21 protein-coding genes and 2 pseudogenes are annotated in these 26,680 nt (G+C 71.6%); 12 read left to right on the forward strand and 11 right to left on the reverse strand.

Annotation, left to right across the window (positions count from 1 at the left end):
• The first annotated feature begins 68 nt into the window (after nt 1–68).
• Nucleotides 69–1,823, forward strand: a complete 1,755-nt coding sequence (locus D1648_RS17335) for an FAD-binding protein (RefSeq protein ID WP_122943837.1) — start codon at nt 69–71, stop codon at nt 1,821–1,823.
• A gap of 62 nt (nt 1,824–1,885) precedes the next feature.
• On the opposite strand, the gene D1648_RS17340 is transcribed toward D1648_RS17335, so the two are convergent.
• The 3 genes from D1648_RS17340 to D1648_RS17350 all read right to left on the reverse strand — a co-directional run bounded on the left by D1648_RS17340 (nt 1,886) and on the right by D1648_RS17350 (nt 5,621).
• Nucleotides 1,886–3,166: an AAA family ATPase gene (locus tag D1648_RS17340; protein WP_122943838.1), complete on the reverse strand. Its 1,281-nt coding sequence runs from the start codon at nt 3,164–3,166 to the stop codon at nt 1,886–1,888.
• Between the two features lie 127 nt (nt 3,167–3,293).
• Nucleotides 3,294–4,127: a phosphosulfolactate synthase gene (locus D1648_RS17345; RefSeq protein WP_122943839.1), complete on the reverse strand. Its 834-nt coding sequence runs from the start codon at nt 4,125–4,127 to the stop codon at nt 3,294–3,296.
• Nucleotides 4,128–4,160: 33 nt separating this feature from the next.
• The gene (locus D1648_RS17350; protein ID WP_122943840.1) at nt 4,161–5,621 is read right to left on the reverse strand and encodes an MmgE/PrpD family protein; all 1,461 of its coding nucleotides are present in this window, start codon (nt 5,619–5,621) and stop codon (nt 4,161–4,163) included.
• Between the two features lie 219 nt (nt 5,622–5,840).
• Between D1648_RS17350 and D1648_RS18550 the strand changes: the two genes are divergently transcribed.
• The 3 genes and pseudogenes from D1648_RS18550 (at nt 5,841) to D1648_RS17365 (ending at nt 8,336) form a co-directional block, all read left to right on the forward strand.
• The gene (locus D1648_RS18550; protein WP_370239935.1) at nt 5,841–6,098 is read left to right on the forward strand and encodes a VOC family protein; all 258 of its coding nucleotides are present in this window, start codon (nt 5,841–5,843) and stop codon (nt 6,096–6,098) included.
• A 204-nt stretch (nt 6,099–6,302) separates the two neighbouring features.
• Nucleotides 6,303–6,551, forward strand: a pseudogene (locus tag D1648_RS17360) (LLM class flavin-dependent oxidoreductase); the annotation flags it as partial.
• A 447-nt stretch (nt 6,552–6,998) separates the two neighbouring features.
• Entirely contained in the window at nt 6,999–8,336 is a 1,338-nt protein-coding gene (locus tag D1648_RS17365) for an MFS transporter (protein ID WP_241155563.1), read from the forward strand.
• A gap of 56 nt (nt 8,337–8,392) precedes the next feature.
• Here D1648_RS17365 and D1648_RS18555 read toward each other — a convergent pair whose 3' ends face one another.
• The 7 genes and pseudogenes from D1648_RS18555 to D1648_RS17405 all read right to left on the reverse strand — a co-directional run bounded on the left by D1648_RS18555 (nt 8,393) and on the right by D1648_RS17405 (nt 14,574).
• A complete protein-coding gene (locus D1648_RS18555; protein ID WP_370239922.1) occupies nt 8,393–9,295 on the reverse strand; it encodes a hypothetical protein in 903 nt (300 codons plus the stop codon).
• 367 nt (nt 9,296–9,662) lie between these two features.
• Nucleotides 9,663–10,025 (reverse strand): annotated as a pseudogene (locus D1648_RS18560) (relaxase/mobilization nuclease domain-containing protein); the annotation flags it as partial.
• Nucleotides 10,026–10,165: 140 nt separating this feature from the next.
• Nucleotides 10,166–10,753 (reverse strand): hypothetical protein, encoded by a 588-nt coding sequence (locus tag D1648_RS17380; RefSeq protein ID WP_122943845.1) that lies wholly within the window; start codon nt 10,751–10,753, stop codon nt 10,166–10,168.
• Nucleotides 10,750–12,171: a Rep family protein gene (locus tag D1648_RS17385; protein WP_122943912.1), complete on the reverse strand. Its 1,422-nt coding sequence runs from the start codon at nt 12,169–12,171 to the stop codon at nt 10,750–10,752. The genes D1648_RS17380 and D1648_RS17385 overlap by 4 nt, the downstream gene beginning before the upstream one ends.
• A gap of 324 nt (nt 12,172–12,495) precedes the next feature.
• A complete protein-coding gene (locus tag D1648_RS17395; RefSeq protein ID WP_122943847.1) occupies nt 12,496–12,744 on the reverse strand; it encodes a hypothetical protein in 249 nt (82 codons plus the stop codon).
• Nucleotides 12,744–12,956 carry a hypothetical protein gene (locus D1648_RS18565; protein ID WP_122943848.1) on the reverse strand — a complete coding sequence of 71 codons (213 nt, stop codon included), beginning with the start codon at nt 12,954–12,956 and terminating at the stop codon, nt 12,744–12,746. Before D1648_RS18565 ends, D1648_RS17395 begins: the two co-directional genes overlap by 1 nt.
• A 181-nt stretch (nt 12,957–13,137) precedes the next feature.
• Entirely contained in the window at nt 13,138–14,574 is a 1,437-nt protein-coding gene (locus tag D1648_RS17405; RefSeq protein ID WP_122943849.1) for a recombinase family protein, read from the reverse strand.
• 38 nt (nt 14,575–14,612) lie between these two features.
• Between D1648_RS17405 and D1648_RS17410 the strand changes: the two genes are divergently transcribed.
• The 7 genes from D1648_RS17410 (at nt 14,613) to D1648_RS17440 (ending at nt 25,240) form a co-directional block, all read left to right on the forward strand.
• On the forward strand, nt 14,613–15,440 hold the full coding sequence (locus tag D1648_RS17410; protein ID WP_122943850.1) for an LLM class flavin-dependent oxidoreductase: 828 nt from the start codon (nt 14,613–14,615) through the stop codon (nt 15,438–15,440).
• A gap of 280 nt (nt 15,441–15,720) precedes the next feature.
• Nucleotides 15,721–16,701: an exodeoxyribonuclease III gene (locus D1648_RS17415; protein WP_122943851.1), complete on the forward strand. Its 981-nt coding sequence runs from the start codon at nt 15,721–15,723 to the stop codon at nt 16,699–16,701.
• 255 nt (nt 16,702–16,956) lie between these two features.
• On the forward strand, nt 16,957–18,606 hold the full coding sequence (locus D1648_RS17420; protein WP_122943852.1) for an alkaline phosphatase: 1,650 nt from the start codon (nt 16,957–16,959) through the stop codon (nt 18,604–18,606).
• Nucleotides 18,607–18,705: 99 nt separating this feature from the next.
• Nucleotides 18,706–19,644, forward strand: a complete 939-nt coding sequence (locus D1648_RS17425; RefSeq protein ID WP_122943853.1) for a hypothetical protein — start codon at nt 18,706–18,708, stop codon at nt 19,642–19,644.
• Nucleotides 19,635–20,474 carry an S-layer homology domain-containing protein gene (locus D1648_RS17430; RefSeq protein WP_122943854.1) on the forward strand — a complete coding sequence of 280 codons (840 nt, stop codon included), beginning with the start codon at nt 19,635–19,637 and terminating at the stop codon, nt 20,472–20,474. The genes D1648_RS17425 and D1648_RS17430 overlap by 10 nt, the downstream gene beginning before the upstream one ends.
• Nucleotides 20,475–20,528: 54 nt before the next feature.
• On the forward strand, nt 20,529–24,122 hold the full coding sequence (locus D1648_RS17435; RefSeq protein ID WP_122943855.1) for a S41 family peptidase: 3,594 nt from the start codon (nt 20,529–20,531) through the stop codon (nt 24,120–24,122).
• Nucleotides 24,123–24,244: 122 nt separating this feature from the next.
• Nucleotides 24,245–25,240: a universal stress protein gene (locus D1648_RS17440; RefSeq protein WP_122943856.1), complete on the forward strand. Its 996-nt coding sequence runs from the start codon at nt 24,245–24,247 to the stop codon at nt 25,238–25,240.
• Between the two features lie 5 nt (nt 25,241–25,245).
• Here D1648_RS17440 and D1648_RS17445 read toward each other — a convergent pair whose 3' ends face one another.
• On the reverse strand, nt 25,246–25,566 hold the full coding sequence (locus D1648_RS17445; RefSeq protein ID WP_122943857.1) for a hypothetical protein: 321 nt from the start codon (nt 25,564–25,566) through the stop codon (nt 25,246–25,248).
• A gap of 90 nt (nt 25,567–25,656) precedes the next feature.
• Here D1648_RS17445 and D1648_RS17450 point away from each other — a divergent pair, with 90 nt between their 5' ends.
• Entirely contained in the window at nt 25,657–26,625 is a 969-nt protein-coding gene (locus D1648_RS17450) for a LysR family transcriptional regulator (protein ID WP_122943858.1), read from the forward strand.
• The last annotated feature ends 55 nt before the right edge of the window (nt 26,626–26,680 follow it).

Raw genomic sequence — 26,680 nt, forward strand, 5'->3', positions numbered from 1 at the left:
GATGCGCATAGTCTGCACGCCGAAATCCTCTTGGAGGTATCGCTCCTGGTGGGCCTAGCGTGCACGGCATGAGCACCGACGCTTCTCCCCTCCCCGACCGTCTGATCTCCACCTCCGTCCTCGTGATCGGCACCGGAGGCGCCGGGCTGCGCGCCTCGATCGAGCTCGCCGAACGAGGGGTGCAGGTGCTCGCCGTCGGCAAGCGCCGCACGCACGACGCGCACACCACCCTCGCCGCCGGCGGCATCAACGCGGCGCTGGGCACGATGGATCCCGAGGACTCCTGGCAGCATCACGCCGCGGACACCCTGCGGGAGTCCTACCTGCTGGCGGACCCGGCGATCGTCGAGCAGGTCGCGCGGAACGCCGCCCGCGGCATCGAGGACCTCGAGCGCTGGGGCATGCCCTTCGCGCGGGAGGCCGACGGCCGCCTCTCCCAGCGCTTCTTCGGCGCGCACACCTACCGCCGCACCTGCTACGCCGGGGACTACACGGGGCTGGAGATCCAGCGCACCCTCATGCGCCGCGCGGCGGAGCTGTCGGTGCCGATCATCGACACCGTCTACGTCACCCGTCTGCTGGTCGCGGGCGGGACGATCTTCGGCGCCTACGGCTTCGACGTCGTCACCGGCCAGGGCGTGCAGATCCTGGCCGACGCGGTGATCCTCGCCACGGGCGGGCACACCCGGATCTGGCGCGTGACCTCCTCGCGCCGGGACGAGAACACCGGGGACTCCTTCCGCCTCGCGGCGCTGGCCGGGGCGCGGCTGCGCGATGCGGAGCTGGTGCAGTTCCACCCCTCGGGGCTGCTGGAGCCCGAGGACGCCGCCGGGACGCTCGTCTCCGAGGCGGCCCGCGGCGAGGGCGGGGTGCTGCGCAACGCGCTCGGCGAGCGCTTCATGGAGCGCTACGACCCCCAGCGCCTGGAGCTGTCCACCCGCGACCGGGTGGCGCTGGCGAACTTCACCGAGATCGCCGAGGGGCGCGGCACCGAGCACGGCGGGGTGCTGCTGGACGTCTCCCACCTCCCCCGCGAGCAGATCCTCGAGAAGCTGCCGCGGGTGTATCGCACGCTGATCGACCTGCAGATGCTCGACATCACCGAGTCCCCGATCGAGGTCGCGCCGACGGCACACTACTCGATGGGCGGGGTGTGGGTGCGGGCCGAGGACCACGGCACCGGGGTCGAGGGCCTGTTCGCGATCGGCGAGGCGGCCTCGGGCCTGCACGGCGCGAACCGGCTGGGCGGCAACTCGCTGATCGAGCTGCTGGTCTACGGACGGATCACCGGCGAGGTCGCGGCCGAGCACGCGGCCTCCCGCACGCGCGTGGACCGCGACCCGGAGGCGGTGCGGGAGGCGCGGGCCGAGCACTCCGCGCTGCTGTCGGGCGAGGGGACGGAGGTGCCGCGGCGCCTGCAGCGCGAGGTGCGGGAGGTGATGACCGAGCACGCCGGGGTGGTCCGCTCCGAGGAGGGCCTGCGGGCGGGGATCGAGAAGATCGCGGCGCTCGAGGAGCGGGCCGGGCACGTCACCGCCCATCCGGACGTCGCGGGCTTCGACGACCTCGCCCACGCCTTCGACCTCAAGGGCTCGCTGCTCGCCGCGCGCGCGACCCTCGAGTGCGCGCTCGAGCGGCGCGAGACCCGCGGCTGCCACAACCGCTCCGACTTCCCCGAGCAGGACCCCGCGCTGCGCGGGAACATGACCTGGACCCCGCAGGGCGGGGCGGTGTTCGAGCCGCTGCCGGAGATCCCCGCCGCGCTGCGCGAGCTCGTCGAGCGCCCGGCCGACGACTCCCCCGCGGGCAAGCTCGTGGAGTGAGGTCGTCGGCGGTGCTGAGCGGACGATGACGTGGCTCTCGGCGTGCAGCCGGGAGCGCGGCCTCAGCCGATCCCCTCGGCCGATGTCGACTCCCGCTCAGCATCTCCTGCAGGAGGATCCGGCCAATAGGTGGTCAGGTACGCCTCGACGGCGCGGTGGCGGAACGCGTACGGCTTCCCGCGAGTGATGATCCCGCGGACGGAGTCCAGCCGCTGCGACGTCGGGCCGGCATCGGACCCTCTGCGCAATCCCATCTTCCGGGCGATCGTGGTCAGAGTTCGGTCGGCGGGTTCGAGGCCCGCCATCTCCTCGAGGAACTCGCGTTCGCGGGACGGGAGTCGCGCGAGGATCCGCTCGACGTGGGCGGCGGCTTCGGAGCGGACGCCACCCCATCCTCTGATGACCTGGTCGCGCGTGATGACGTCCCCGGTCCCCGCGTACCAGGCCTGCTCCCCGGCAAGCTGGAACAGGAACGGTTCGCCCCGGGAGAGGTCGACGATGGCCGCTCGGGCCTCCGGCTCCATGAAGACCCGGGTGGCGCCCTCGCGATCGTCGGATATCTCCCATCCCTCGACGAGGAACGGCTGGAGCGCGCTGGCGAGGTCGTCATCGCCGAGCGGGCCGAGCGTCGTGGTCCGGAAGCGGCGAGCGAATGTGGCGCCTTTTCGCGCTCCGGCCATGTCCGCGAACTCGGGGAGTCCGGTGAGATAGACCGCGAGCGGCAGGGTGCGTGCGATCAGCATCCCGCCAGGCACCTCGACGTCCTCCTCGTGCGTGAGCGCGTCGCCGAGGGCCACGAGGAGCTGGGACAGCGCGTCCTCCGAGGCGATGTTCTGGACCTCGTCGATGTGTATCAGCACCATCACGTCGCCACGGCGGATCGCAGCGCGTCCGATCTCGACCAGCAGTTCCGTCAAGGTGGAGTACGGCTCGGGCCCTTGCTGCTCCCTCAGCGTCAGCGACACTCCCGCCGCGGCGACGGCTTCGACGCGATCGAGGAGCGTGCCGATCCGCTTTTCCCGTGATGTCGCCAGGTGAGCCTGTCGCGCGACGTCGAGAAGGGCCACCGCGACGCGCTTGAGGGGATCCGTGCCCGAGGGGATTCGCAGCTGCGGCGTCACCCAGTCGCCGCGCCGGGCAGCATCGGCCGCGATCTTCCGCACCAGCGACGACTTGCCGAGGCCGGCTTCGCCGAGGATCGTCCGCCCCCGCTCGGGGAGGCCGGCGAGCCGGCGTGGCCGGACCACGTCACGCCAGTCGCTGAGCTGGGCGGTACGCCCCGCCCATACCTGGGGGACGGTGTCGGAGCCGGGGCTGAACGGGGAGTCGAGAGGCGTCCGCATGTTGATAACATTATCAGGCGCGACTCTCGCTGTTAACTTTATCGAGCGCAGACATGCCTGCGCCGACCGGCCGGCGTCGAGGACCAGGCGGGAGCTCTCCTCGGCGCCCGGCAGGACAAAGCACCGCTCACGCGGGGTTGATGACGCGGCCCCACGTCGACTTGTTGCCCCAGATGTTCTGCCGCAGGCCCTCGAGCTGGAGGACCTGGGAGTGGTCGACGAAGAGGTTCACCTCGTTGCCGTAGTTCTTGATGTACCACTCGAAGACGGGCCCGTCGGCCGCCTCGAACATGACGTTCTCGATGCCGAGGCCGTTCATGACGGCGGCCGCGGCGCCGGTGTTCCAGGTGGTGACGTTCTCGGTGATGCCCTCGGACTCGATCATGATGATCTCGGCGCCGGCCTCGAGCGCCTTCCTGCCGCGGTCGATGAGGTCGCCGATGTCCTTGGCGCCCTCGGCGGCGAGCTCGGCCTCGCCCGAGTCGCCGCCGGAGCCGATCTGGATGCCGAGCTCGGGCTTGGCCTTCAGCCCGGCCTTGACGACCTTCTCGACCAGGCGCTGCAGCCCGGAGGTGGAGAGCATGATGAAGCCGGTGGAGATCTCGATGACGTCGAAGCCGACCTCCTTGGCCTCCTTCAGGTACTGGTCCACGGCGTCGTCCCCGTAGCGCAGCACGGTCTCGATCCAACCGCCGGAGGAGACGTAGGCATCGTGCTCATGGGCGATGTCGGAGAAGGCGCGCACCTGCTCGGGCGGGACCAGGGCGAAGGAGCCTCCGGCCCACTTGATGCCGTCGATCCAGGGTGCGGCCACGTCGAAGACGTCACGCAGGTGGCGAGTGCCGAAGGTCGAGTAGTAGGGGGCGCGGATCTCGGTGATCCCGTGGCTGCGGGGCTTCGGGGGCCGCGCGGCCCGCGGGACGAAGTTGAAGGACACGTCGAAGGGGATCTGGTTGCTCATGGTTCTCCTCTGGTGGTGAGACGGCGGGGGCGCTCAGGCCCTGGTGGCGCTGACCTTCGCGAGCGCGGAGGTCAGGTCCGCGACGCGGAGCTGGTCGAGGTCGTGGACGATCCCGGCGATCTCCTCGCGCAGATCGGCGGTGGTGAACGGGGCGGCCAGCAGGTCGAACTTCGCGCGGGCGCCCTCCCAGCTCAGCGGGTCGGTGTGGAAGCCCTCGTAGGAGTCCTGGGCCGCGTGGAAGACGGTGCCGTCGGCGAGGGTGACCTCGAGATCGGCGGGCATCGCCTGCGGGAACCGGTCGGAGAAGCCGGGATCGGGGACGATCTCGACCTTCGCCATGAGGTCCTGCACGTCGTCGGCCACGATCCGCTCGTGGTGGTACTGGGCAGGGGTCAGCTCCCCGTCCAGGAGCACCGCGGCGAGCATCCACGGCAGGGAGTGGTCGGCCTCCTCCTTCGTGCGGATGGTGCGCTTGTCCCCCTCCTCGCCGCCGCCGATGATCGAGTGGGCGACGTCGAAGGTGCGCAGGCGCACGTGGCTGATCGCGTCGACGTTGAAGCCGTCCTGGGCGCGCACGTCCTGGGCGGCGTCCAGCGCCGTCTGGGAGTGGATCTCGGCGTTGTGCCGCTTGATGATGGTGCGGCGCACCGACTCGAGGTCCTCGGCGGACCAGTCGATCGTGAACTCCCCGGCGATCGAGTCCTTGAAGCCCTTGTTGCCCTCGAACACCTCCTCAGGGCCGGTGATCCCGCGGCCGGCGAGCAGGGCGGCGAAGGTGCCCTCCTTGGCGACCTGCGGATAGGCGAGACCCTTCCAGTGGGAGAGGTTCCCGGTGCGGGTGACGCGCAGGGCGTTGTTCGCGGTGCCCGAGATCGCGATCGCGTGGGCGATCTGCTCGGCGCTCAGGCGCATGCCCTTCGCGGCCGAGGCGGCCGCGGCGTAGGCGCCCTGGGTGGTGTGGTCGAAGCCCTTGGCGCGCACGGGGGCGACGTCGCTGAGGCGGGTGTGGACCTGGTAGGCGACGGCGAGGGCCGTGAGCAGCTCCTGGCCGGTGCCGTCCACGGACTCGACCGCGGCGAGCACCGCGCCGAGGTTGTCGCTGGGGTGGTTGGTCTCGCCCTTGGCGAGATACGAGTCCATGAAGTCCAGGTAGCGCGAGAGGGCGCTGGTGTGGAAGGCGGCGCGGTCCGGGGCGGTGCGTCCGCCTCCGATCAGGGTGGCCTGCGGCGTGCCGCCGAGGTCCCCGACGAGCTCGCGGATCGCGATCAGCGGCGGGGCGTCCAGGGCGCCGATGGCGACGCCGAGGGTGTCCAGGACCCGCACCTTCAGCTGCTCGACGGCCTCGGCGCTCAGGTCCTCGTAGCGGGCGGCGGCGACGAAGTCCGCGAGCTGCTGGACCTCGGTGCGCCCGGTCGAGCCCTCGACCGACGTCCGCGCGGCGGCGGTGGTGGTGGTGTCAGTGGTGGCGCCTGCGGCGCCGGTGGTCGTGCTCATGTGCGTCCTCCTCGGAACGACGGCGCCCCGGTCGGGGCGCACGGACTCGGACGTCCGTCAAACGTAAGGTAAGCCTTACCTCACGAACAGCTCCAGTGTGGTCCGAATTTATCTTGATGTCAAGAGATCTTCGCGGCGAGGTCGCGCGACGACCTCTCGGGCTTCCCCTACACGCCGCCGCCCGGCGCCGTCGCCCACGCGACCCTCACCGGGGGGCTGCTGACCGTCTCGGGCGGCGACGCGATCGCCGGCCCCGGCGAGGAGCTGCCACCGCTCGGCTCCGAGGTCTACTCCTTCCTTGTCGGGCTCGACGAGGTCGAGGCGGCGCGGAGCCTGATCGCGAGGATCGCCGAGGCGGGCGGGAAGGCCACGATGCCCTTCGGGCTCGCCCCCTGGGGCGACCACTACGGCGAGGTCCGCGACCGCTTCGGCGTGAAGTTTGCGCTGGTCGTGGCCGGGGGCGCCGTGCAGCACTGAGTGCGCACGGTCCGGGGGCGCGCCTCCTCGACAGGCTGATCGCGACCGACGGGGCGTGCAGCGCCGCAGTAAGGCCTCGGCGTCCCTGCCGCGCCGCCGGCCATCGACCCACCCGCTGCACAGCGCCCCGGGCACTGAGGCGCGGGGTCGGCCCTGCGTTCCCACATCTTGCTTCAACAATCAACTACTAGCTAGGATGCCGTCATGCGCGCCTTCGGATTCCTCAGCTTCGGCCACTACGGCGGCGACCCCGCCCGGGGAGGCATCACCGCTCGTCAGATGCTCCACGACGCGATCGACATCTCCGTCGGCGCCGATGAGCTGGGCGTGAACGGTGCGTACTTCCGCGTCCACCACTACGCGCGGCAGTCCGCCGCGCCGATGCCGCTGCTGTCGGCCGTCGCCGCGCGCACGGAGCGGATCGAGGTGGGCACGGGCGTGATCGACATGCGCTAGCGCATGTATAGGTTGCGACACTGGTGACTCTCCATGACAAGTATTGAGCCATGGGTCACGCGTGAGCGCGGCACCATCTTGGCGCGTGTGCCGCCTCGCTCGCTTGGTACTTGGAGTCGGCAACCACAGGGGTGGCCTGGACCCGGCCCACTCAGATTCGCAGTCACTGGCCCCGGGCAGTACAATCGTCAACATGTCAGCATCTTCGTGCTCTGCCGCCTGCGCGGCAGTGACCAGGACCTCCCGCTAGCGGCGGGACGTCCTCCTCACACCACTTACCTCCTGGAACGTCCAGTCGCTTCGTGATCCATCCGGAGCGGCCCTTTGTGCTGCTCGAAACTCTTCAGAGCGACGGAGCAATCGATGCTTTCAGGCATTTCCTCTTCTACCCGCGGGCTCAGTCCCGTTCCTGTGCGCGTATGGCTCGTGCTATGCGCGATGTCCATGCTGCAGTTCTTCATCGCGGTCGACGTGACCGTGGTCAACATTGCGCTGCCCTCAATCGGCGCGGACTTCGGCGTCGAGGGTCACTCCCTGACGTGGGTCGTGGTCGGTTACACCATCACCGGTGGCGGGCTGCTGATGCTCGGCGGACGACTCGGTGACCTTCTGGGCCGCCGCCGCACACTACTGGTCGGCACGACCCTCTTCGGCGCGGCATCACTGCTGGCGGGCCTGGCACCCTCGTTCCCGGTCCTGGTTGCCGCGCGCCTGCTCCAGGGAGCAGGCGAGGCCATCGCGCTGCCCGCGGCGATGGCGACCATCGTGCTGCTCTTCCCCGAGGGGCCGCGCCGGTCGCGCGCCTTGAGCGTGTGGGCCGCAGTGGCCAGCTGCGGACTGGTGCTCGGGTTCGCCCTTTCGGGGATCATCACCGCTCATCTGGGCTGGCGGTGGATCTTCCTAATCTCGGTTCCGTTCATCCTGGTCGTGATCGTGGCCGCGCTCGTACTGGTCCCGGCAGACCGGTCTCGGTCTCGTGAACGGGTCCGTCTGGACCTTCCGGGATCACTCCTGCTGACGGCCTGCCCGCTGCTGTTCGTCTACGCCGCGGTCGAGGCCGGCGAGCCTGGGACAAATCCGTGGGTGAGCGTGGCCGCGCTGGTCGGCTCGGTGCTAGCCGCCGTCGGGTTCGTGTGGGTCGAGTCGAAGTCGCAGAACCCGCTGGTTCCGCTGGCCTTCTTCGCGGACCGCGCGCGGCTGCGAGCGAACCTGACGACGATGCTGCTCAGCGGCGCGTTGTCGACTTCCTTCCTGCTGTTCACCTTCTACCTGCAGGAGAGGCTGGAGATCGGTCCGCTGGGGGCAGGTCTCACGATGCTGCCCCTGGCCGTAGCGCTGATCGCGGCCTCGGTGCTTGTTCCACGGCTGCTGGGGCGCTGGGGCGCACGCGCCTGCGTTCTGGTCGGGCTCACGGCTGCTGCGGGCGCGATGGCGGTGGTCGCGCTTGTGGCGGTCCTGGGCGGTGGGGCAGCGTGGCTGCTCCCTGCGATGCTGCTGATCGCGGCAGGAATGGGATTCGGACTCGTGGGTCTGCAGTACATCGCGGTCAGCGGGACCACCGACGAGGATGCCGGGATCGCATCGGGCGTCCAGCGAGCGGCGGACCAGCTCGGAGGAGCCAGTGGCGTGGCCGTGTACGTGGGCCTCGGGTTCGCCCCGGCCCTGCACGCCGGCGATCCCTTCGTGATCGCTGCGGTGCTCGCCGTCGCCGGGTTGGTCATCGGTGCCTTGGTCATCTCCCGGTCGCCGGCTAACACTGCGGTGCAGCCGCAGGCCGAATAGCAGGAAAGAGATCGACTCTACGCCGCTGCTGAAAAAGCAGCGGCGTAGAGTTGCACCTACTTCTTCCACCGGGGCCACTTCGGCATCCCGCGGCTCTTCCACATCTCCACCAGGCTTGTAATCCAGCGGACGGAGGCGAACAGCCCGTAGCCGGACGCAACGAGGCCTATCGCGACCACGAGCCAGCGTCCGATCCCGAGCCACACAGTCCCGTTCACGTCCAGCGCCCACTGAGCGCCCGTGATGAGCCCGGCTACGGCCATCCAGAGCCCAGCGACGACCACGGTCACCGGCAGGAGTACGAGGCACATCGCGGCGGCAGCCGACCAGAGCTGACGGGCCTCCAGCTTCGCCGTGGCAGCGATGATCCGCTCGGCCCGCTCGTTCGAGGCGTCGAGATTCGCGGTCATCGTGGCGGTGGCCTCCCCGGAGACCTGCTCGACGGCCTTCTCGACCCGCTCCTCGGTGCGCTTCTCGATCCGCTGCACCGCGCCGCCGACCTGGCTCACGAGCTTCTGGTTCGCTGTGGCCTGCACCTTCAGACCCTCAATCGCCGAGGCCGTAGCCGCGCGATTCTTCTGCGCCTCCGCGACCAAGGTCCGCGACGCGGCGTTCAAGTTCTCGCCGTTGAGACTCTGCGCGAACTCGCCGAGCGTGCTCGCGATCTCGTTCTGCCTGCTCTCGATACTCGCGATCCTCGCGGACACGTCGCTGGAGGGCGAGGAGGTCGACGCCGGGGCTGTGATCCGCTCCAGTCGCCTCGTCGTCTCCTCGTCCATGACCTTCACGAACCCCGCGAGCTTCTTCTGCTGCTCGGTCAGCGTGGCGATCCTCGTATTCTGCGCCTCGACGGCGGCGAGGATCGAGGTCAACAGCTCCATCGTCTCCGGACTGCCGAGCTGCTGCTGCGACTGCACGGGCCCGTTCTGCTGCTTCAGCCTGTCGAGTGCTGCGCTCATGTTCCTGCTCCTTCTGCTGCTGGTGGTAGTCGAAGAACGCCTGCGCGCCCTCCGGGGTGAAGTCCGCCGAGAGAGCGCTCGTGCGCTTGCGGCGCTCAGCACGCCTGGACTCGCCGCGGCGGTCCTCGATGTAGAGCGTCCAGGTCTCCTGACCGGCACGCTTACCCTTCTTGCTGACCGGGCTGTGCAGACGCATCCGCGGCACCCGATCCCCGTCATCGCCGAGTTGCTGGCTCTGTTCCTCGATCACCGCTTCGAGACCGGCCTTGTCCACCGCGCGGGGATCGGCCAGCGCCGCGCTCATCCGGTCGCCCATCTCGCGGTCGAGCGACCCCTCGGCGAAGTCCTCGCGGCGCAGCTCCCAGTCCTTCGGCGCGTGCCCCAGCCGCTTCACGACCGAGAGCCCGTGCTCGCGCATCAGCTCGTCGTTCGCCGACTGGACGCCCTTCTGGTTCCCGGCCTTGCGGTCGTGGAATGTGCGGTAGTCCGAGAGCGCCTTTCCCGTGCGGTTGTTGTGATTGAGAACCAAAATATGATTGTGCGGCTTCTTTCCCCGCCCATCCACATGACTGACGACGAGGCAGTCGGAATCCGGGTGCATCTTCTTCGCGAGCTGGTAGCCCAGATCGTTCACCCGCTGCACGTGTTCGGGGTTCTTCGGGTCGAACTCCTCGTCGCTGAACGACTGGCGGTAGTGCAGCGCCTCGACCTCGCGCGTCGTGTTCTGCATGAGCGCCCGAGCGCGCGCCGAGAACGAGCCGGGGCCTCCCGGCACATCGCACGTGATCGCGACGCCCCGCTCGTCCTCCTTGCCACGGATATAGCGCTCCGTGTCGGCGGCGCTCGTGCTCGGGCTGTAGTGCGTCGTGCTCACGAGGCCGTCCGATCACCGAGCAGGGCGCGGACCTCGCGCAGCAGCTCGATCAGCTCGGGCACCTCCGCCGACAGCGCCACCGACTCACCAGCCCGCGCCCGGCGGTCCAGGTCGTTGACGTTGATCGCCAGCGGGCGGATCTGCGCGGCCAGCTCGCGCGCGTCCGCCGACACCTGCGCGCGCGCCTCGACCCCGAGCAGGTGCGCGGCCACGGCGGCGTCCAGCTCCTCGCTCCGAGAGGCGTGGAGGGCATCCCGGACGACGGCCCGCACCCACGTGCTCGGAGCCAGCCCGAGCCGCTTCGCACGAGTGCGAAGCGCCGCGAGCGTGGCCTCTCCGAAGTCGGTATCGAGCTTCGCGCGGCCCCCACGACGACGCTTCGCGCCGCCGTGACTCTGGCGCACAGCCTCCGCATCAGCCCGACCGGTGTTCACCTGGGAGTCGGTCTGCTGCTCCACCTGTACGCCAGAGTGGCAAGCAGTAGGCCTGTCGGACACATCGCTGACGCTCGTGTCCTCCAGCCCTGCTTGCGAGGGGCCTCCGGCCCCCTCGACCCCCTGGAGTACGGTGCTGTCGGCGCTCATGCGGCACCTCCGATCAGTGCCAGCGGCACGTCCGGGCTCCGCACCGCGAGCCCGCCCAGCAGCTCAGCGACCGCGCCGTCCGCGTCGTGTTCCGCCGAGGTCTCCGGACCGTAGGTCAGTTCCCGCGACCCGGCGTTCTGGTGGTAGGCGTTGCCGTACATGCCGGGCGTGTGCGCGGCGACCGGAACGCTGCACTGGTGCCATTCGTAGGGCTCGATCTTCCCGATGTGCTGCACGAGGTAGCGGTTGATGTCATCGGCGCGGAAGACCTTCACGACCGAGGCCAGGCGGCGGATGAACTGGTCCAGCGCCTCGTCCACATTGCCCTTCTGGCGGGCGTAGTAGAAGAACTCGACGGGCTCGATCGTCGCCGTCATGACGATGAGGCGCGGAGCCACCTCGCCCTTGTTCTTGTACCGAGCCTTCGCAGGCGAAGCGTTGTACGGATCGAGCAGCAGCAACCAGTCGTTCGCGTCCATCGCCGAGGCCCGCAGATCGTCCAGCAGCAGCACCTCCTCGCCTCGCCAGTCATCAAGCGGATTCCCCGTCGCGGCCCGGTAGACCTGCCACCGCTCGCCGTGCGCGTTCGCCGCATTGATCGCCTCGGTGATGAAGTCCGTGGCGAACCGGGTCTTGCCGATCCCAGCATCCCCATGGACAAACACCACGTGCGTCGAGAAAGCACCGGCGCGCAGCTTCGCCGCCGCCCGGTACGCGCGGCGCTGGCCGTAGGCCGACAGCGCGTCGTCGATCTCCCGCTGATGCCGCGAGTAGATGTCGAACAGCCCATCGGTGAGCATGATCTGATCCCGCGTGATCTCGCCCTGGAGCACGCGCTCGCGCATGTCCTCGAAGTTCTCCGCGACGACCTTCTTTTTCACGTGGGCACGACCCTTGAGCCACGTCTCCCGGCGCTGGGCGTCGATCCCGAGGTAATCCGGCCCGCGCACCGTGGCGACCTCCGAGGGCGCGTACTGATGCTTGTCCGCGTACTTCACGTGCGTCAGGTACGACAGCATGTTGTCGAACGCATACCGACCGCGCCCCGGCTTCTCGACGTACTGCGGCTCGACGCCGATGCCGAACGCGAGCCGATCCAGCGGTGCGCTCTTCGCACGGCTCGCGAACTTGATGACCGCGTGCAGGTGATCGGGCTTTGGCTCGACCACCAGAGCCTTCTCCGCGTCGCTCCAGACCTCGCGCTCATCCCTGTCGTGCACGATGCCGTAGGCCTCGATGACCTCGCAGCCGATGGCCTCGAGTCGCTCGACCAGGTACGACAAGATCGCCCCGGCTCCCTGCTGGAGCAGTGCGGCACCGCTCGGATCATCGGCGGCCCAAGTCCAGTACGACGGATCGAGCTGCTGCGCGAGGCCGATGCTCGTGGGGTTGTTCTCCTGCTTAGCCACGACGACCACCGCCAGCGACATCGTAAGGAGCATGCGGCGCCTTAAATGACCCCCTATTGACCCCCAAATGAGACCCCAAATGATCGCGCGAGGTCACACGACTGCGCGAGACCGGAACCGGCTCCTGACCAGGCATGTTGTTGCAAGGCGCGGCAATCGACAAGCCCTTGCCGCGCCCGTAGGAACGAATAAGGCTCCCGAAACTCTTGGGGTGCGAACGGGAGTTGCGAACCGTCATGACGACGGGCAGCCCGCCTGCGGCGGGTGCCAGGTCAGGCCCTCCGGGCGGGGTCAGGTCGGCGGACACGAGGGCGCTGGTGCGGTCGGTGGTGCTCATCGGGCACCGCCCTTGCTGTAGCGCTTGATGACGGCCTGGTGCGTGACGCCGAGGGCGTCGCCGATCTTCGCCCAGGTCACCCCATCGGCGCGGGCGTCGGCGACGGCGATCTCGACGGACTCCTCCAGCACGGAACGGAGCACACCGAGGTCGTAGAGACGAGCCTCGGAGTCGGCGAGGGCGGGGTCGCCCTGACGCCAGCGGAAGCCGGTCAGGTGATCGAAGGCGGCGGAGTTCGCACTCATCAGCGACCACCGCCCATCACGGCGGCGACGGCGGCGCGCTGTCGCGGCGTCAGCGGAGTGAGAGCCAGACGCTCACCGGCTCGGCGACCGGCGGCGCGGGCGGCGGCGATGACGGGATCGAGCCCATCAGCATGCGGAACGGGAGTCGAGGCCTGGTCGAGACCAGGGCGGTCAAGCGCAGATGCGCGGGGAACGTCGATAACGACAGACATCGGAAGTCCTCAGACATGAGTATCTTCCGGTTCCCCGCCACGGTAATTGGGCTGTTTGACCGGCTACTCATCCGGGAGCAGAACCCCGCGCTTCTAAGTCGCGGCCCCGGTGGGATCTTCTTGTCTGCAACCATTCTCCCATGACTCGACTCACCATTGCAATGACGAGTCGAGTCATGAGTCAGTCGCTTCTCGGCTCGATCCGCACGAGATCGGGGTCGAACTTCACGTGACCCGGCATTATGGGCTCGATGGTCACCGTCACCAGCTCGTCCACGAGCATCCGGCGACGGTCCATGTCCAACGCCTTCCACTTCGACTCGACGACCTCACGACGCTCCGCGGTGCCGACCGCCTCCTCCACGCCCGCCAGCAGCTTCGCCGCCACCGACACCGAGCGGTCCAGCAGCTCCGTGTCGATCTCATCGATGCGGGCCTTCACGTCGTTGATCGCCGCGGTGATCTCCAGGACCGGCTGATGGATGTCGCGCAGCAGCGGGCTCAGCTCTTTCACACGCTCGACCAGGGCGTTCCGCTCGGTCAGCAGTTCCTCGCGATCCGGCCCGTCGTCCTCCTGCGGCATCACGAGGTCGTGCACGTCCACGGACGACAGGCGCGTGAGCACCGCCTCGGTGACCATCGCATCGACGGGCTCGCGCTGGCGGGTGAGGTGGAACTGCTCGCCACAGCGGTACGTCGGCTGCTTGCGGCTATTTGTCCCCGAGACGAGCGTCGCGCCGCACTTCCCACAGAGGCCGATCGTGGACAGGAGGTACTTCGGCTGGTTGCCCTGCCTCGCCGACCTCCGCACGTTGTCCTCCAGCTTCGACACCGCAGCCCGCCACGTCTGCTCCCCGACGATGGGCGGGAACGCCTCGCCCTGCACCGGGTACAGCTCGCCGGAGGCGTAGTGCTTGATGAAACCAGCGTAGAGCGGGTTCGCCAGGAGGTAGCGCACGGCATCGACGGAGAACTCCGACCCGCGGGCGGTGAGGTGACCGGCACTGTTCAGATCCTCGCGGATTCGCCGGATCGACAGCGACGGCTCGCCGAGGAACGCGTCGAAGGCCCGCCGAACCGCGTCAGCCTCCTCCTCGATCAGTTCACCTTCTCTCGTCCAGCCGAATGCCTTCCAGGCGGACGTGGGAATACCCTCGGCACGTCGGCGCTCGTTCGATCTGATCTGTCGCTCGGCCTTGCGTCGCGCCTCGAACCGGGCCAGCGCGGCGAGCATCGTGGCCCGGAACTCACCGTCTGCCGTCGAAAGGTCGATCTCGCCGTCCACGGTGACGACCCGCAGGCCGAGATCGATCAGCGTGTTGAGGTCCTTCGTGCTGCGCAGCAGCCGGTCCATGTCCACGGCGACCACCATCGAGAACCGGCCCGCGCGGGCGTCGTCCAGCATCTCGGCCCAGCGGGTGCCAGCGCGGCGCTTCTTCGTCGCCGACACCGCGTTGTCCTCGTAGACCTCGACGACGTTCCAGTCCTTGGCCTCGGCCAGCGCCCTGATCTTCCTCAGCTGCGTATCGACCGTCCAGCGGTCGCCCTTGCGGTCCATCGAGGCGCGGACGTACGCGGCCACCTCGTTCGTCTTCCTCAGCGCTACCAGTTCGACCATGCAGCCAAGCTTACGTGAACGGGTGTTGCAACCGCGACATGCGCTACGAGAACCCGCTGTACCTCGCCGAGGAGGCTGCGGCCCTCGACCACATCGCCGACGGGCGGGTGGCGCTGGGCATCTCCCGCGGCGCGCCCGAGGCGGCCGACCGCGGCTGGGAGTCCTTCGGCTACACCGGCTCCACCGACCCGCGCGGCGCGGACATCGCCATGGCGAAGTTCGAGACCTTCCTGCAGGCCATCCAGGGGCATCCGATGACCCGCGCGGCCGCGCAGCCATACATGTCCGACGCCGCCCCGCACGCCCCGCTCTCGATCGAGCCGCAGTCCGAGGAGCTCATCCGCCACATCTGGTGGGGCTCGGGATCCCGCGCCACGGCCGAGCGCACCGGCGCGCAGGGACTGAACATGATGAGCTCCACCCTGCTCACCGAGGCGAACGGCGCGGCCTTCGGCGACCTGCAGGCCGAGCAGATCGACGTCTTCCGCGAGGCGTTCCGCGAGGCCGGGCACACGCACGTCCCGCGCGTCTCCGTCTCCCGCAGCGTCTTCCCGGTCCTCACGGACCGCGACCGGATGCTCTTCGGCCCCGGCGGGGGCAGCAGCGGCGACCAGATCGGCATCATCGACGGCACCCGCTCGACCTTCGGCCGCACCTACACCGGCGAGCCGGATCAGCTGATCGAGGAGCTGAGGGCCGACGCCGCGGTGCAGTCCGCGGACACCCTGCTGCTGACGATCCCGAGCCAGGCCGGGGTCGAGCTGAACCTCCGGATCCTCGAGAACTTCGCGACGCACGTCGCCCCGGCGCTCGGCTGGCGGCCCAACACGGAGGGCCCCGTCGCCGGCGACCCCGTCACCGCCTGAGGGCGGGGGAGGCGCCAAGCCGGCAGACGACCGCGCCCGATCCGGCCGCCCCCATGTCACGGACGAGCCGGCGGCGCCCATGTCACGGGCGGGCTCATGGCGGCACGAGGTGGCTATATCGCCATCTCGTGCCGCCATGAGCCCGCGCACGACATCGCCGATCGGCGGCGGGGCGGCTCCGCGCCGACGACGAGTCGGCGACCGATCGGCTGCCAGCCCCAGGAGGGCTGGGCGTGCCCCGCCGGCGACCTCGTCCCGCAGCACCCCGTAGCCTGCGGGGATGCTCCGCATCGCGTCCGCCAACGTCAACGGGATCCGTGCCGCCCACCGCCGGGGCTTCGGCGACTGGCTCGCCGCGCGCGGCTGCGACGTGATCGCGCTGCAGGAGGTGCGGGCCCAGGCCGCGAAGCTGCCCGAGGTCGCGTTCGGCGATTACCACGTCGCCCTCGAGACCGGCACGCTGCCGGGGCGCAACGGGGTGGCCGTGCTGACCCGTCGGCCGCCCGCGGCGGTGCGCAGCTGGCGTGGTGCGGCGCTGCTCGGCGGCCCGGCAGGAGAGCCCGCACGGCTCGCCACGACGACGGGCGAGGAGGTACGGCTCGACGACGCGCCCGGCCCCGCCCTCACCCCGATCCCCGCGCAGGACCGAGTGCCGCTCGCGCGGGGCCTGTCACGCTTCGTCGCCGAGGGCCGCTATCTCGAGGTGGACCTCGCCGACGCCCCGCTCACGATCGCCTGCCTCTATCTGCCCAAGGGCGGCCTGCCTGCGCATCTGCAGCGGCCCGAGCGGATGCGGGAGGCGCCCGACGGGGGTGCGAAGTACGCCCGGAAGATGCTGTTCATGGACGGCTTCGCGCGCTATCTGACGCGCGCGCGCCGCGCCGCCGCGGCCGACGGGCGCGAGTTCCTGCTGATGGGGGATCTGAACATCGCCCACACCCGGCAGGACCTCGCCGCCTGGCGCCGGAACCAGCAGACCGACGGTTTCCTGCCCGAGGAGCGGGAGTGGCTCGGCGCGCAGCTCTCCCCGCGCACGCTCGTGGACGTGGTGCGGCGTCTGCATCCCGAGGAGGACGGGCCCTACTCGTGGTGGTCCTGGCTCGGGCAGTCCTTCGCGAAGGATGCGGGCTGGCGGATCGACTACCACCTGGCCACGCCGCGCCTGGCACGGGCCGCGGTGCGCGCGGAGGTGGACCGGGAGCACCACGGCGTGCGGCTGTCGGACCACTCCCCCGTGGTCGTCGACTACGACTGGCCCTGAATCGGGGTCGCTCGGATGCGGCGGCTTGCCCCGGCAGCGCCGCAGGGCCGCGGGGTTGCGGGGGCCGGCAGCGCCTCAGAGCCGCGTGGGCAGAGCCGCCTGCCGCCCGGTCGACCATGGCGGACGCGTGAACCGTCCGGCACGCACCGATGAGCACCTGATGCACATCTTTTCCGCTCCGGACAACATGTCCGCGCATCATTTCCAGCAGGCCCAGCATGGTCCTCGCCCCGCCCCTGACGGACAAGGACGACCATGGACCTCTCCTCCGACCTGCGCCCCGCCGAGCCCGTGCAGCCCACCCGCTTCATCGCCCCCGACCGGGGCGCGAACCTCGCCCGTCGGCGCCGCCTGAGCAGGCGCCACTTCACCGCCGCCTCGCTGACCACGCTGAGCGCCGCCGGGGTGCTCGGCGTGCAGCCCGCCCACGCCGATGACGGGTCCTGGCGCCGTCAGGACCCCTTCACCCTGGGCGTCGCCTCGGGCGATCCGACCTCGAGCTCCGTGGTGCTGTGGACCCGCCTGGCCGTGGACCCGCACGTGCTGGACGGACGCGGCGGCATGCCCTCGGTGCCGGTCGAGGTGCGCTGGGAGCTCGCCCGCGACGAGCGCTTCCGCGACATCGTCCGCCGCGGCACCGAGACGGCCCTGCCCGAGGAGGGCCACAGTCTCCACGTCGAGCTCGAGGACCTCCCCGCGGACTCGGAGTTCTTCTACCGCTTCCGCACGGGCCGGCACGTCTCCCGCACTGGCCGCACGCTGACCACCCCCGCCGCGGGCAGCACCCGGAACCTGCGCATGGTGCACCTGTCCTGCTCGCACTGGGAGGGCGGCTGGTTCACCGCCTACCGCCGCGCCGCCGAGGATCGACCCGATCTCGTCTTCGCGCTCGGCGACTACATCTACGAGGGCGGGCCCGGCAGCTCCGAGATCCGCAAGCACCCGCACCGGCTGTGCACCACGCTCGAGGACTACCGCCTGCGCTACGCGACCTACAAGACCGATCCCGACCTGCAGGAGCTGCACGCGACCGCCCCGTGGATCGTGACCTGGGACGACCACGAGATCCAGGACAACTGGGCGGGCGTGCACCCCAAGGACGGCGTGCCCAGCGACGCCTGGATGGCCCGGCGCATCGCGGCCCAGCAGGCGTACTACGAGAACATGCCGCTGCGGCGCAGCAGCGCCCCCGTCGGCTCCTCGATCCAGCTGTTCCGCCGCCTGCACTGGGGGGACCTGGCGACCTTCCACGTGCTGGACACCCGCCAGTACCGCGACCTGCAGGCCTGCCACGACGGCGGCAGGACCTGGTGGTTCACCGACTGCGCCGAGCAGGAGGACCCCTCGCGCACGATCCTCGGCGAGGACCAGATGCAGTGGCTGCAGGACGGGATGATCGAGGCGGGGACGACCTGGCAGCTGCTGGCCCAGAGCGTCTTCTTCGCCAAGCGCGACAACGCCCCCGGCCCCACGACGACGCTGGGCTCCGACGGCTGGGACGGCTACCGCGCCGACCGCGACAGGATCGTGCGCACCTGGGACGAGCACCAGGTCGCGACCCCCGTCGTGCTCACCGGCGACGTGCACGTCCACTTCGCCAACGAGCTCAAGGCCGACTTCTGGGAGCCGGACTCCGCCACGCTCGGCGTGGAGCTGGTGACCACCGCGATCACCTCGGGCGGCGACGGCAGCGACAAGGCCAACGGCGAGGACGACGTGCTCGCCGAGAACCCGCACATCAAGTACATCAAGAGCCGACGCGGCTACGTCCTCTCGGAGTACTCGACCGAGGAGCTGCGCGTGGACTACAAGACCCTCGCCGAGGTGACCCGCCCCGGCGCGGAGATCCAGGTGGACCGCACCTACGTGGTGCCCGCCGGGGAGCCGGCGCTGCATCGGGGGTGAGCGCGGGCGGGCCCCCTTCCCCGCCGGTTCCCGTCGAGTAGGATCGCGCGTGCGAGCGTCGGTGGGGCGCCCGCCCTGCGCACTCCACGGAGGACCGTGATGCCTCAGCACGCCGCCGCGCCTGCTGCACCCTCCTCCCCCGCCCCCGGCTCGACCGGCACCGAGGCCTCGCGCCGGCTGCTGCACCCGGAGTCGTCGGCGCCCGCACTGACCCTGTGGGGCTCCTCCTCGATGAGCTCGGAAGGCGGGGCGGAGGCGACCGCGGTGCCGGTGCGGATCCATGAGCACCTCGCCCTGGCCGCGGCGCCCGCTGCCGTGCACCCTTTCGGCGTGGGGGCGACGAGATCCCCGCACACGCTGCTGCAGCGCGGTCTGGTCAGCCCCGCGCTCCGGCCCGAGGGGGGCCCGGAGCCGGGCACCGGCCGCCGCGCGGTCACGCTCGACTCCGAGCTGCGGCCTGCGGGTCCGCTGCGGATCCCCGGACGGGTGGACGGTGTGGAGGGGATCCTCGACGGCAGCTCCGGGGACTGGTTCTTCGTCCCGACGGACCCGGCCGACGAGATCACCGGCGGGACGTTCACCTCCTCGCTCGCCGAGATCGCGGAGGGCTCCCGACAGGTGCTGTGGATGGGCAAGAACAACATCCGCGACGTCGAGGCGGTGCTCGAGCACACCGCGCGGATGGCGGAGGCGGCCGGCGACGGGGACACCCTCGTGCTCGGCCACTGGTGCACGGAGCACGACCCGATCGGCTCCGAGACAGGCGCCGCCGTCGCCGAGGTCAACGCCGCCTACGCCGAGGCCTACGGCGATCACTTCCTGGACGTGCAGCAGCTGCTGACCGGCGAGGAGGGCCTGGCCAGCTCGCCGCTCGCGCCGCTGAGCCTGCTGGAGCAGAGCACCACCCACGACGCCCTGGACCGCGCGATCGTGCCGCCGCTGCTGGTCGCCTCGGACGAGATCCACCTCAACGGCTGGGGGAACCTGGCGCTGAGCTGGGCGCTCGCACGACGGATGCAGGAGCTGCGATGGCTCTGAGACGACCTGCGGCGCCGCGCCTGCGCCCCGACCGGCCCGGTGCGCCCGTCGCCCCTGCCGTCGCCGTCCCGCCTGCGACTCCTGTGCCCGCGCCGGCGCCCGCCGCCGCACCGCCCGCCCCGCCTGCGCCGGAGCTGCCGTCGACGCCCCAGACCGCCACCCGACGCCCGCTCCCTCGCCGCACCCTGCTGCTCGCCGGAGGCGCCGCCGCGGCGGTCGCGGGAATCGCCGGCGCCGGCGTGCTGGCGGCCCGCACGCCCGGCCCCGCCACCAGCCCGTTCTCCGATGTGGCCGACGGCGATGCCGCTCTCGAGGCGATGATCTGGGCTGATGACGCAGGGATCCTGCCCGCGAGCGGCGGCGCCTTCTCCCCGGACGCCGCAGTCACCCGGGGCGGGACCGCCGCGGCGCTGCACCGCTTCGCCGGCACACCCGCGGTGCCCCTCGAGGACGTGCCGGTGCTGATCGTCGACCTGGGCGAGGACGCGGCGCAGGCCTCCGCCCTGCTGTGGCTGCACGGACGGGGCGCGCTGTGGGGCGATGCCGAGCTCAAGGTGCATCCGGAGGATCCCGCGACCCGCAGCTGCGCCGCGGAGATGCTCGCGGCGCTGCTGCGCCCCGCGCTCGCGGGGATCGGCGCGGTCTGGGCCTCCGAGGCGGAGGTCGACGGGGGCCTCCCCCTCGACGTCGCCTGGCTGTCCCGGGCGGGCATGGTCCCTCAGCTCGAGGGCGACTGGGACGGGGAGGCCGGGGTGACCCGGGCGGAGCTCGCGACCGTGCTGCACCGCGCGGACGGCGTCATCGCCGCCGCGCTCGAGAGCATCGCCTGACCCCTCGGCCCACCCGGCCGTGCGCCGTCGGCCGTGCGGCATAGGGTGGAGACCATGCCGACGCTGCCAGCCCATGCCGCCTATCTCCGCCACCCCGACGTCCGAGGCGAGCTGATCACCTTCACCGCCGCGAACGACGTGTGGCTCGCCCCGCTCACGGGAGGCCGCGCCTGGCGGCTGACCGACGAGGGCGCGCCCGTCTCGTATCCGCGCTTCTCCCCCGACGGGACGCACATCGCCTTCACCTCCCGCGCCTCCGGCGGGCCCGAGGTGTGGGTCGCCGACGCCCACGGCGCCGCCGCGCCGCGACGGCTGACCTTCTGGGGCCGTCCCGCCACGAAGGTCGTCGGCTGGCTGCCCGACGGGCGCATCGTCGCCTCCACCAGCTACGGCGCCCCGATCGCGCGGGATGCGCAGCTGTGGGCCGTGGGCCTCGAGGGCGACATCGCGCTGCTGCCGCTCGGGCGCAGCGGAGAGGTCGCGATCCACCCCTCGGGGACCACCGTCGTCGCGACCCCGTGGCGCCGCGACCAGGCCTCCTGGAAGCACTACCAGGGCGGCACGGCCGTGAAGCTGTGGCTCTCCCGCGAGGACGTGCCGCTGGACGCCCCGGCCGAGGCGCACGCCGCCCGTTCCTGGGAGCCGCTGCTGGACGACATCCTCGCCTCGAAGCTGCGGATCGCCTGGTACGGCGAGCGGCTGCTGTTCGCCTCCGACACCCACGGCCCGGGCGCGGCGCTGACCGACCGGGCCTCCGCGAACCTGTGGTCCGTCGCCGCCGACGGCACGGACCTGCGCTCCCACACCTCCCTCACCTCCGCCGAGGGGTACCTGCGCGAGCCCGCGACCGACGGGGAGACGATCGTGTTCAGCTCCCGCGGGCGCCTGTTCGCGATGGACTCGCTCGATGCCGCGCCGCGGGAGATCGAGGTCCTCGCCACCGGCGTGGGGGCCGCACGGCTGCCCCGTCCCGCCTCGGCGAGCGAGAACCTCCTGGCGATGCGTCCGCTGCACGATGCGCGTGCGAGCGTGGTCGAGTGGCGCGGCAGCGCGCACGCCCTCACCCATCGCGGCGGGCCGGCGCGACTGCTCGCCGGGGCGTGCGGGCTGCGCCTGCGGGAGGTGCGCCCGCTGGGCCGCTCCCCCTTCGCCCTGTTCGTCTCCGACGCGGAGGCGCTCGCGGACCGCGAGACGGGCGGCGTCGGCTCCGACGTGCTGGCGCTGGCCCGCCTGGACGGCGGCGGAGAGGAGGTCCGCCTGGACGTGGGCGAGGTGGGGCGGATCCTCCACGCGATCCCCTCGCCGGACGGCTCCCGCATCGCGATCGTCAGCCACGACAACGTGGTGCGCCTGGTGACGCTGCGCGGCCTCGAGGATCCCGCGCGCACCGCGACGGGGAAGAGCGCGGGTGCCGGGAAGAGCGCGGGGGCGGGCACCGGGGCGGGCGCGGACGCCGCCTGGGAGGCCGATGCCGCCCACGCCGTCCCGGCACCGCACCTGGACCACGTGCGCGAGATCGGCCGCAGCGGCGGCGGCGAGGTGCGGGACCTGGCCTGGTCCCCCGACGGCCGCTGGCTGGTGTGGGCGGAGCCGAACTCCTGGCAGCTCTCGCGCCTGATGATCTCCGACACCGAGGATCCCGAGCCGTCCGGCCGTGCGCTGACCTCGGGGAAGTACCAGGACTCCGCCCCGGCGTTCAGCGCCGACGGCAAGCACCTGGCGCTGCTGAGCCTGCGCACCTTCGAGACGGTCTACGACGACATGGTCTTCGACCTCGGCTTCGTCAACGCCGAGCGGCCTTTCCTGCTGCCGCTCGAGCGCACCACCCCCGACCCCTTCGGACCGCACCCCGACGGCTGGGGCCCGGCCGCGGACAAGCCCGGCGACGGGCCCGCGGACAAGGGCACGGCCGACGGCGTCCCCGACGCCGCGACCGGTGCGGGCACCCAGCCCGGCACGGACGCCGCGACGAGCGCAGAGGCCTCCGCCGCCGCGGGCGCCCCCGCGGCGGCGGACCGGCCCGCGAGCTCGCACTCCGCGGCCGGGGTCGAGGACGCGGCCCGGCCCCCGGCGACCCGGATCGATCTCGAGCAGGTCGAGTCGCGCCTGGTGCCCTTCCCCGTCGTCTCCGGCTACTACTCGCACCTCACGGCGGTGAGCGGCGGGTTCGTCTGGCTGCGCCATCCGCAGCAGGGCGTGCTGGGCTCGGCGCGCGCCGGCGTGGAGGGCGAGGCCCCCGCCCCGACCCTCGAGCGCTGGTCCCTCGCCGACCGCAAGCTCACCGTCCTCGCCGAGGGCGTCACGGACCTCTCCGTCTCCGGAGACGGCGACTCCCTCGTGATCAAGCAGGGCGAGAACTGGGTGCAGGTGCCCGCCGCGCGCAAGGTCGAGGACGAGGATCCTGCCCGCATCGTCATCGACACCGGTCGGCTGCGTCTGACCGTGGACCCGGTGAAGGAGCGCCGCGGCATGCTCTGGGACAACTACCGGATCATGGCCCAGCAGTACTGGCGCGCCGACATGGACGGCATGGACTGGCACGCGATGACCTCCTGGTACGACCCGGTCATCGAGCGCCTGGTCACCGACGACGACTTCCAGGACATGATGTGGGAGGTCCAGGGCGAGCTCGGCACCTCGCACGCCTACGTCCAGGGCGCGGTGCACAAGGCCGATCCGCCGATGCTCCCCGCCCATCTCGGCGCGGACCTCGAGCGTCGCGACGGGCGCTGGGTGATCACCCGGATCCTGCCCGGGGACTCCTCGGACCCGGCGGCCCGCTCTCCGCTGCTGGCCCCGGGCGTCGACGCCCGGGTCGGCGACGCGGTGGTGCGCGTGGACGGCCGGGAGGTCGGCCCCGAGGGTATCGAGGCGGCTCTCGTCGGCTCCGCCGACACCCCCACCGAGCTGGTGCTCGAGCGCGACGGCGCCGAGCAGCGGGTGGCGATCACCCCGCTCGGCGACGACTCGCAGCTGCGCTACCAGGCCTGGGTCGAGTCCCGCCGCGCCCGGGTCGCCGAGCTCTCCGGCGGCCGGCTCGGCTACCTGCACATCCCCGACATGGTCTCCTCCGGCTGGGCGCAGATGCACCGCGACCTGCGCGAGGCGACCACGAAGGAGGGGCTCGTCGTGGACGTGCGCTACAACAGCGGCGGCCACACCTCGCAGCTGGTCACAGACCGGATCGCGCGCCGGGTGCTGTCCTGGGACTACCCGCGCCACGAGCGGCCCGGCACCTACCCGGCCTTCGCACCGCGCGGCGCGGTGGTGCTGGTGACGAACCAGGAGGCCGGCTCCGACGGGGACATCGTGAACGCCGTCTCGCGCGCGCTGGAGGTCGGGCCGATCATCGGCACCCGCACCTGGGGCGGCGTGATCGGGATCGACGGCCGCTACGACCTCGTCGACGGCACCGGCGTGACCCAGCCGAAGTACGCCAGCTGGTTCGAGGGCGAGGACTGGGCGATCGAGAACTACGGCGTCGAGCCGGACATCGAGGTGCCCTTCCCGCCCGACGCCTGGGTGGCAGGCGAGGATCCGCAGCTCGCCCGCGGCGTCACCGAGGCGCTCGCGCTGCTGGAGCAGACGCCCGCGGCGGTGCCGCCGCCGCTGCCCGCCCCGCGCTTCGGCGACCGTCCCGGCGCCTGAGGACTTCGGCCCCTGGCCGAGGGGGCTCGCCGTCCGTACTCTCGGAGGTACCGACGGCGGGCCGGACCGATGGGGGCGCTCCCGTCGACGGTCACCCCGCGCCCCCGGAACGGAGACCTCCGATGAGCGCCGACGACAGCACCTCACCCCTCCTCTTCGACCCGGCGGAGCGCCATCTCGGCGTCCTGGTCGGCTTCGACGGCTCCGAGCAGTCGGTCCAGGCCCTGCACTACGGGGCGACGATGGCGCAGGGGCTCGGCTGCCGTCTCACGGTCGTCTCCGCCTTCACCGTCCCCGCGCCCGTGTACCCGAACCTCGCCTCGATGCCCGCCGTGCCCGAGCGCGAGGCGCGTGCCGCGGCGTCCCGGCAGATCGCCACGGCGGCGCTCTCCCACCTCGAGGGCTATCCGGGCGAGGTGGCGCTCGAGTCGGTCGAGGGCGATGCGGCCGGGGTCCTCGTGGAGCTGTCCGCGACGGCGCGGCTGGCCGTGGTCGGCTCCCGCGGGCGCGGCGGGTTCCTGGGGCGGCTGCTGGGATCGGTCTCCGAGGCGCTGCCCGCCCATGCGCACTGCCCGACGGTGGTGGTCCCGGCCGGCTACGAGATCCCGGAGGGCTCGGGGCCGGAGCGCTTCACCGAGCCGCCGAGCGCCGAGCCGGTGGTCGTGGGGCTGGACAGCGAGCGCTCGGAGGTGCTGATCACCATCGCGGCGCGCGCCGCCGCCGCGGCCCACGCCCCGCTGCACCTGATGCAGGTGCTCCCGCCGCTGGACGCCTGGTCCGCCTCCGCACAGGCGATGGTCTCCGACCAGGAGTTCCTCGAACGGCAGCGGGAGGAGCTCGCCGTCCTCCTCGGGCAGGAGGCCGCCCGCCTGCAGGAGCACGGCCCGGTCGCGTCGGTCACGAGCTCGGTCGAGATCGGCGATCCCGTCAGCGTGCTCGTGAAGCGGTCCCGGACGGCGCGTCTCACGGTCGTGGGGACGCGGGGCCGGGGACGGATGCTCAGCGCTCTGCTCGGCTCGGTCTCCCGCGGCCTGCTCGAGCGGGCCGAGGGGCCGGTGATGGTGGTGCCCGATCTCGACGTCTCCCGCATCGGCCACGATCCGCGCCGCCCGCGCTGAGCCGCTCAGCGCAGCGCATGGGAGGCGATGGGCGGGTAGCGCACGGCGAGGTCCTGCCGCGGCCGCGACTCGGGCGCCGCGGCGGCCTCGTCGGCGTGCTCCGCGGTGCGGGCGACGGGATGGGTCCCGTCGGGACGGAGGTCGCGGGCGATCAGCGAGTTGCCGAGCGCGATCCGCCGGGCGACCGAGAGATCGCAGTCCCGGGCCCGCCGCTGATCGCGCGGGGCGGCGAGGCGGACGGCGAGCAGGCGCGTCAGCGAGCCGAGGACCACGGTGACGACGGCGATCAGGACGATGAGGGCCAGGCCCAGGAGTGCTGCGGTCATGCTCCGATCCTTCGCCCACCGACTCTTCAGCACAAGCGATGATCTGCACCGCTCTGTTCAGTCGAGGTGAACAGAGGTAGGGTCGGGCCCATGCTCGATCCCCTGAAGCTGCGCGTCCTCCGCTCCGTCGTCGAGACCGGCAGCATCCGGGCGAGCGCCGAGGCGCTCGGCTACACCCCCTCGGCCGTGAGCCAGCACCTGACGAGCCTGCGCCGCGAGACGGGCATCGAGCTCGTCGAGCGCTCCGGGCGCGGCATCTCCGTGACCGCGCACGGGCGTCGGCTCGCCGCCGAGGCGGGTCCCGCGCTCGACGCCCTGGACGCGCTGGACCGCACCGTCGAGGACCTGCGCGCCGGCCGCATCGGCACGCTCCGCCTCGGCTACGCGACGTCCGTCGCGGCGAGCTGGGTGCCGGAGCTGACCCAGCAGGTGCGTCGGCGCTTCCCCGACCTGCGGCTCGAGCTGGTGCTGCGCGACTGCACCTGCGAGGACCTCGCCGCGGAAGGGATGGACGTCGTGGTCGGCGAGGGCTCCGAGGAGGTGCCCTCCGAGGAGTGGGCGAGCCAGGAGCTGCTCGAGGAGGGGTACGTCGCGATCGTCGGCGCGGATCACCCTCTCGCGGACCGCTCCGAGGTGCGGCTCCAGGAGCTCGCCGACGAGTCCTGGGTGACCGACGATCCGCTGGACAGCGCCTGGTTCGACCGTATCGCCGCGGCCTGCCGCGCCGCCGGGTTCACCCCCCGGGTCGACGTGAACCCCGGGGACTTCCCGACGGTGCTCGGCTTCGTCGCGACCGGCGACCACGTCACCGTGCAGCCCTCGGTGATCGGCGCGGACCTGCGACCGGACGTGGTCGCGATCCCGCTGGCCGAGCCCGGTCCGCGCCGTCGCCTGCGCCTGCAGGTGCGGCGTGCGGTGGCCCTGAACCCCGCGGTGCAGTTCCTGGCCGCAGGGATCAGGGACCTCGCGGCGCGGAAGGCCGCAGACTTCCCCGGCGTCCTCGACCTCACCGGCCCGCCGGCGAGCCCGGCCCGCGACGCGCTCCGACGCGCTGGCTGACCGAGGAGGACCGTCCCCCGCGCAGTCCCGCCGCCGGGTGGACAATGGCAGGAGA

The organism is Brachybacterium sp. EE-P12, from assembly GCF_003711805.1.
In the GTDB taxonomy this organism is placed as follows: Bacteria; Actinomycetota; Actinomycetes; order Actinomycetales; family Dermabacteraceae; genus Brachybacterium.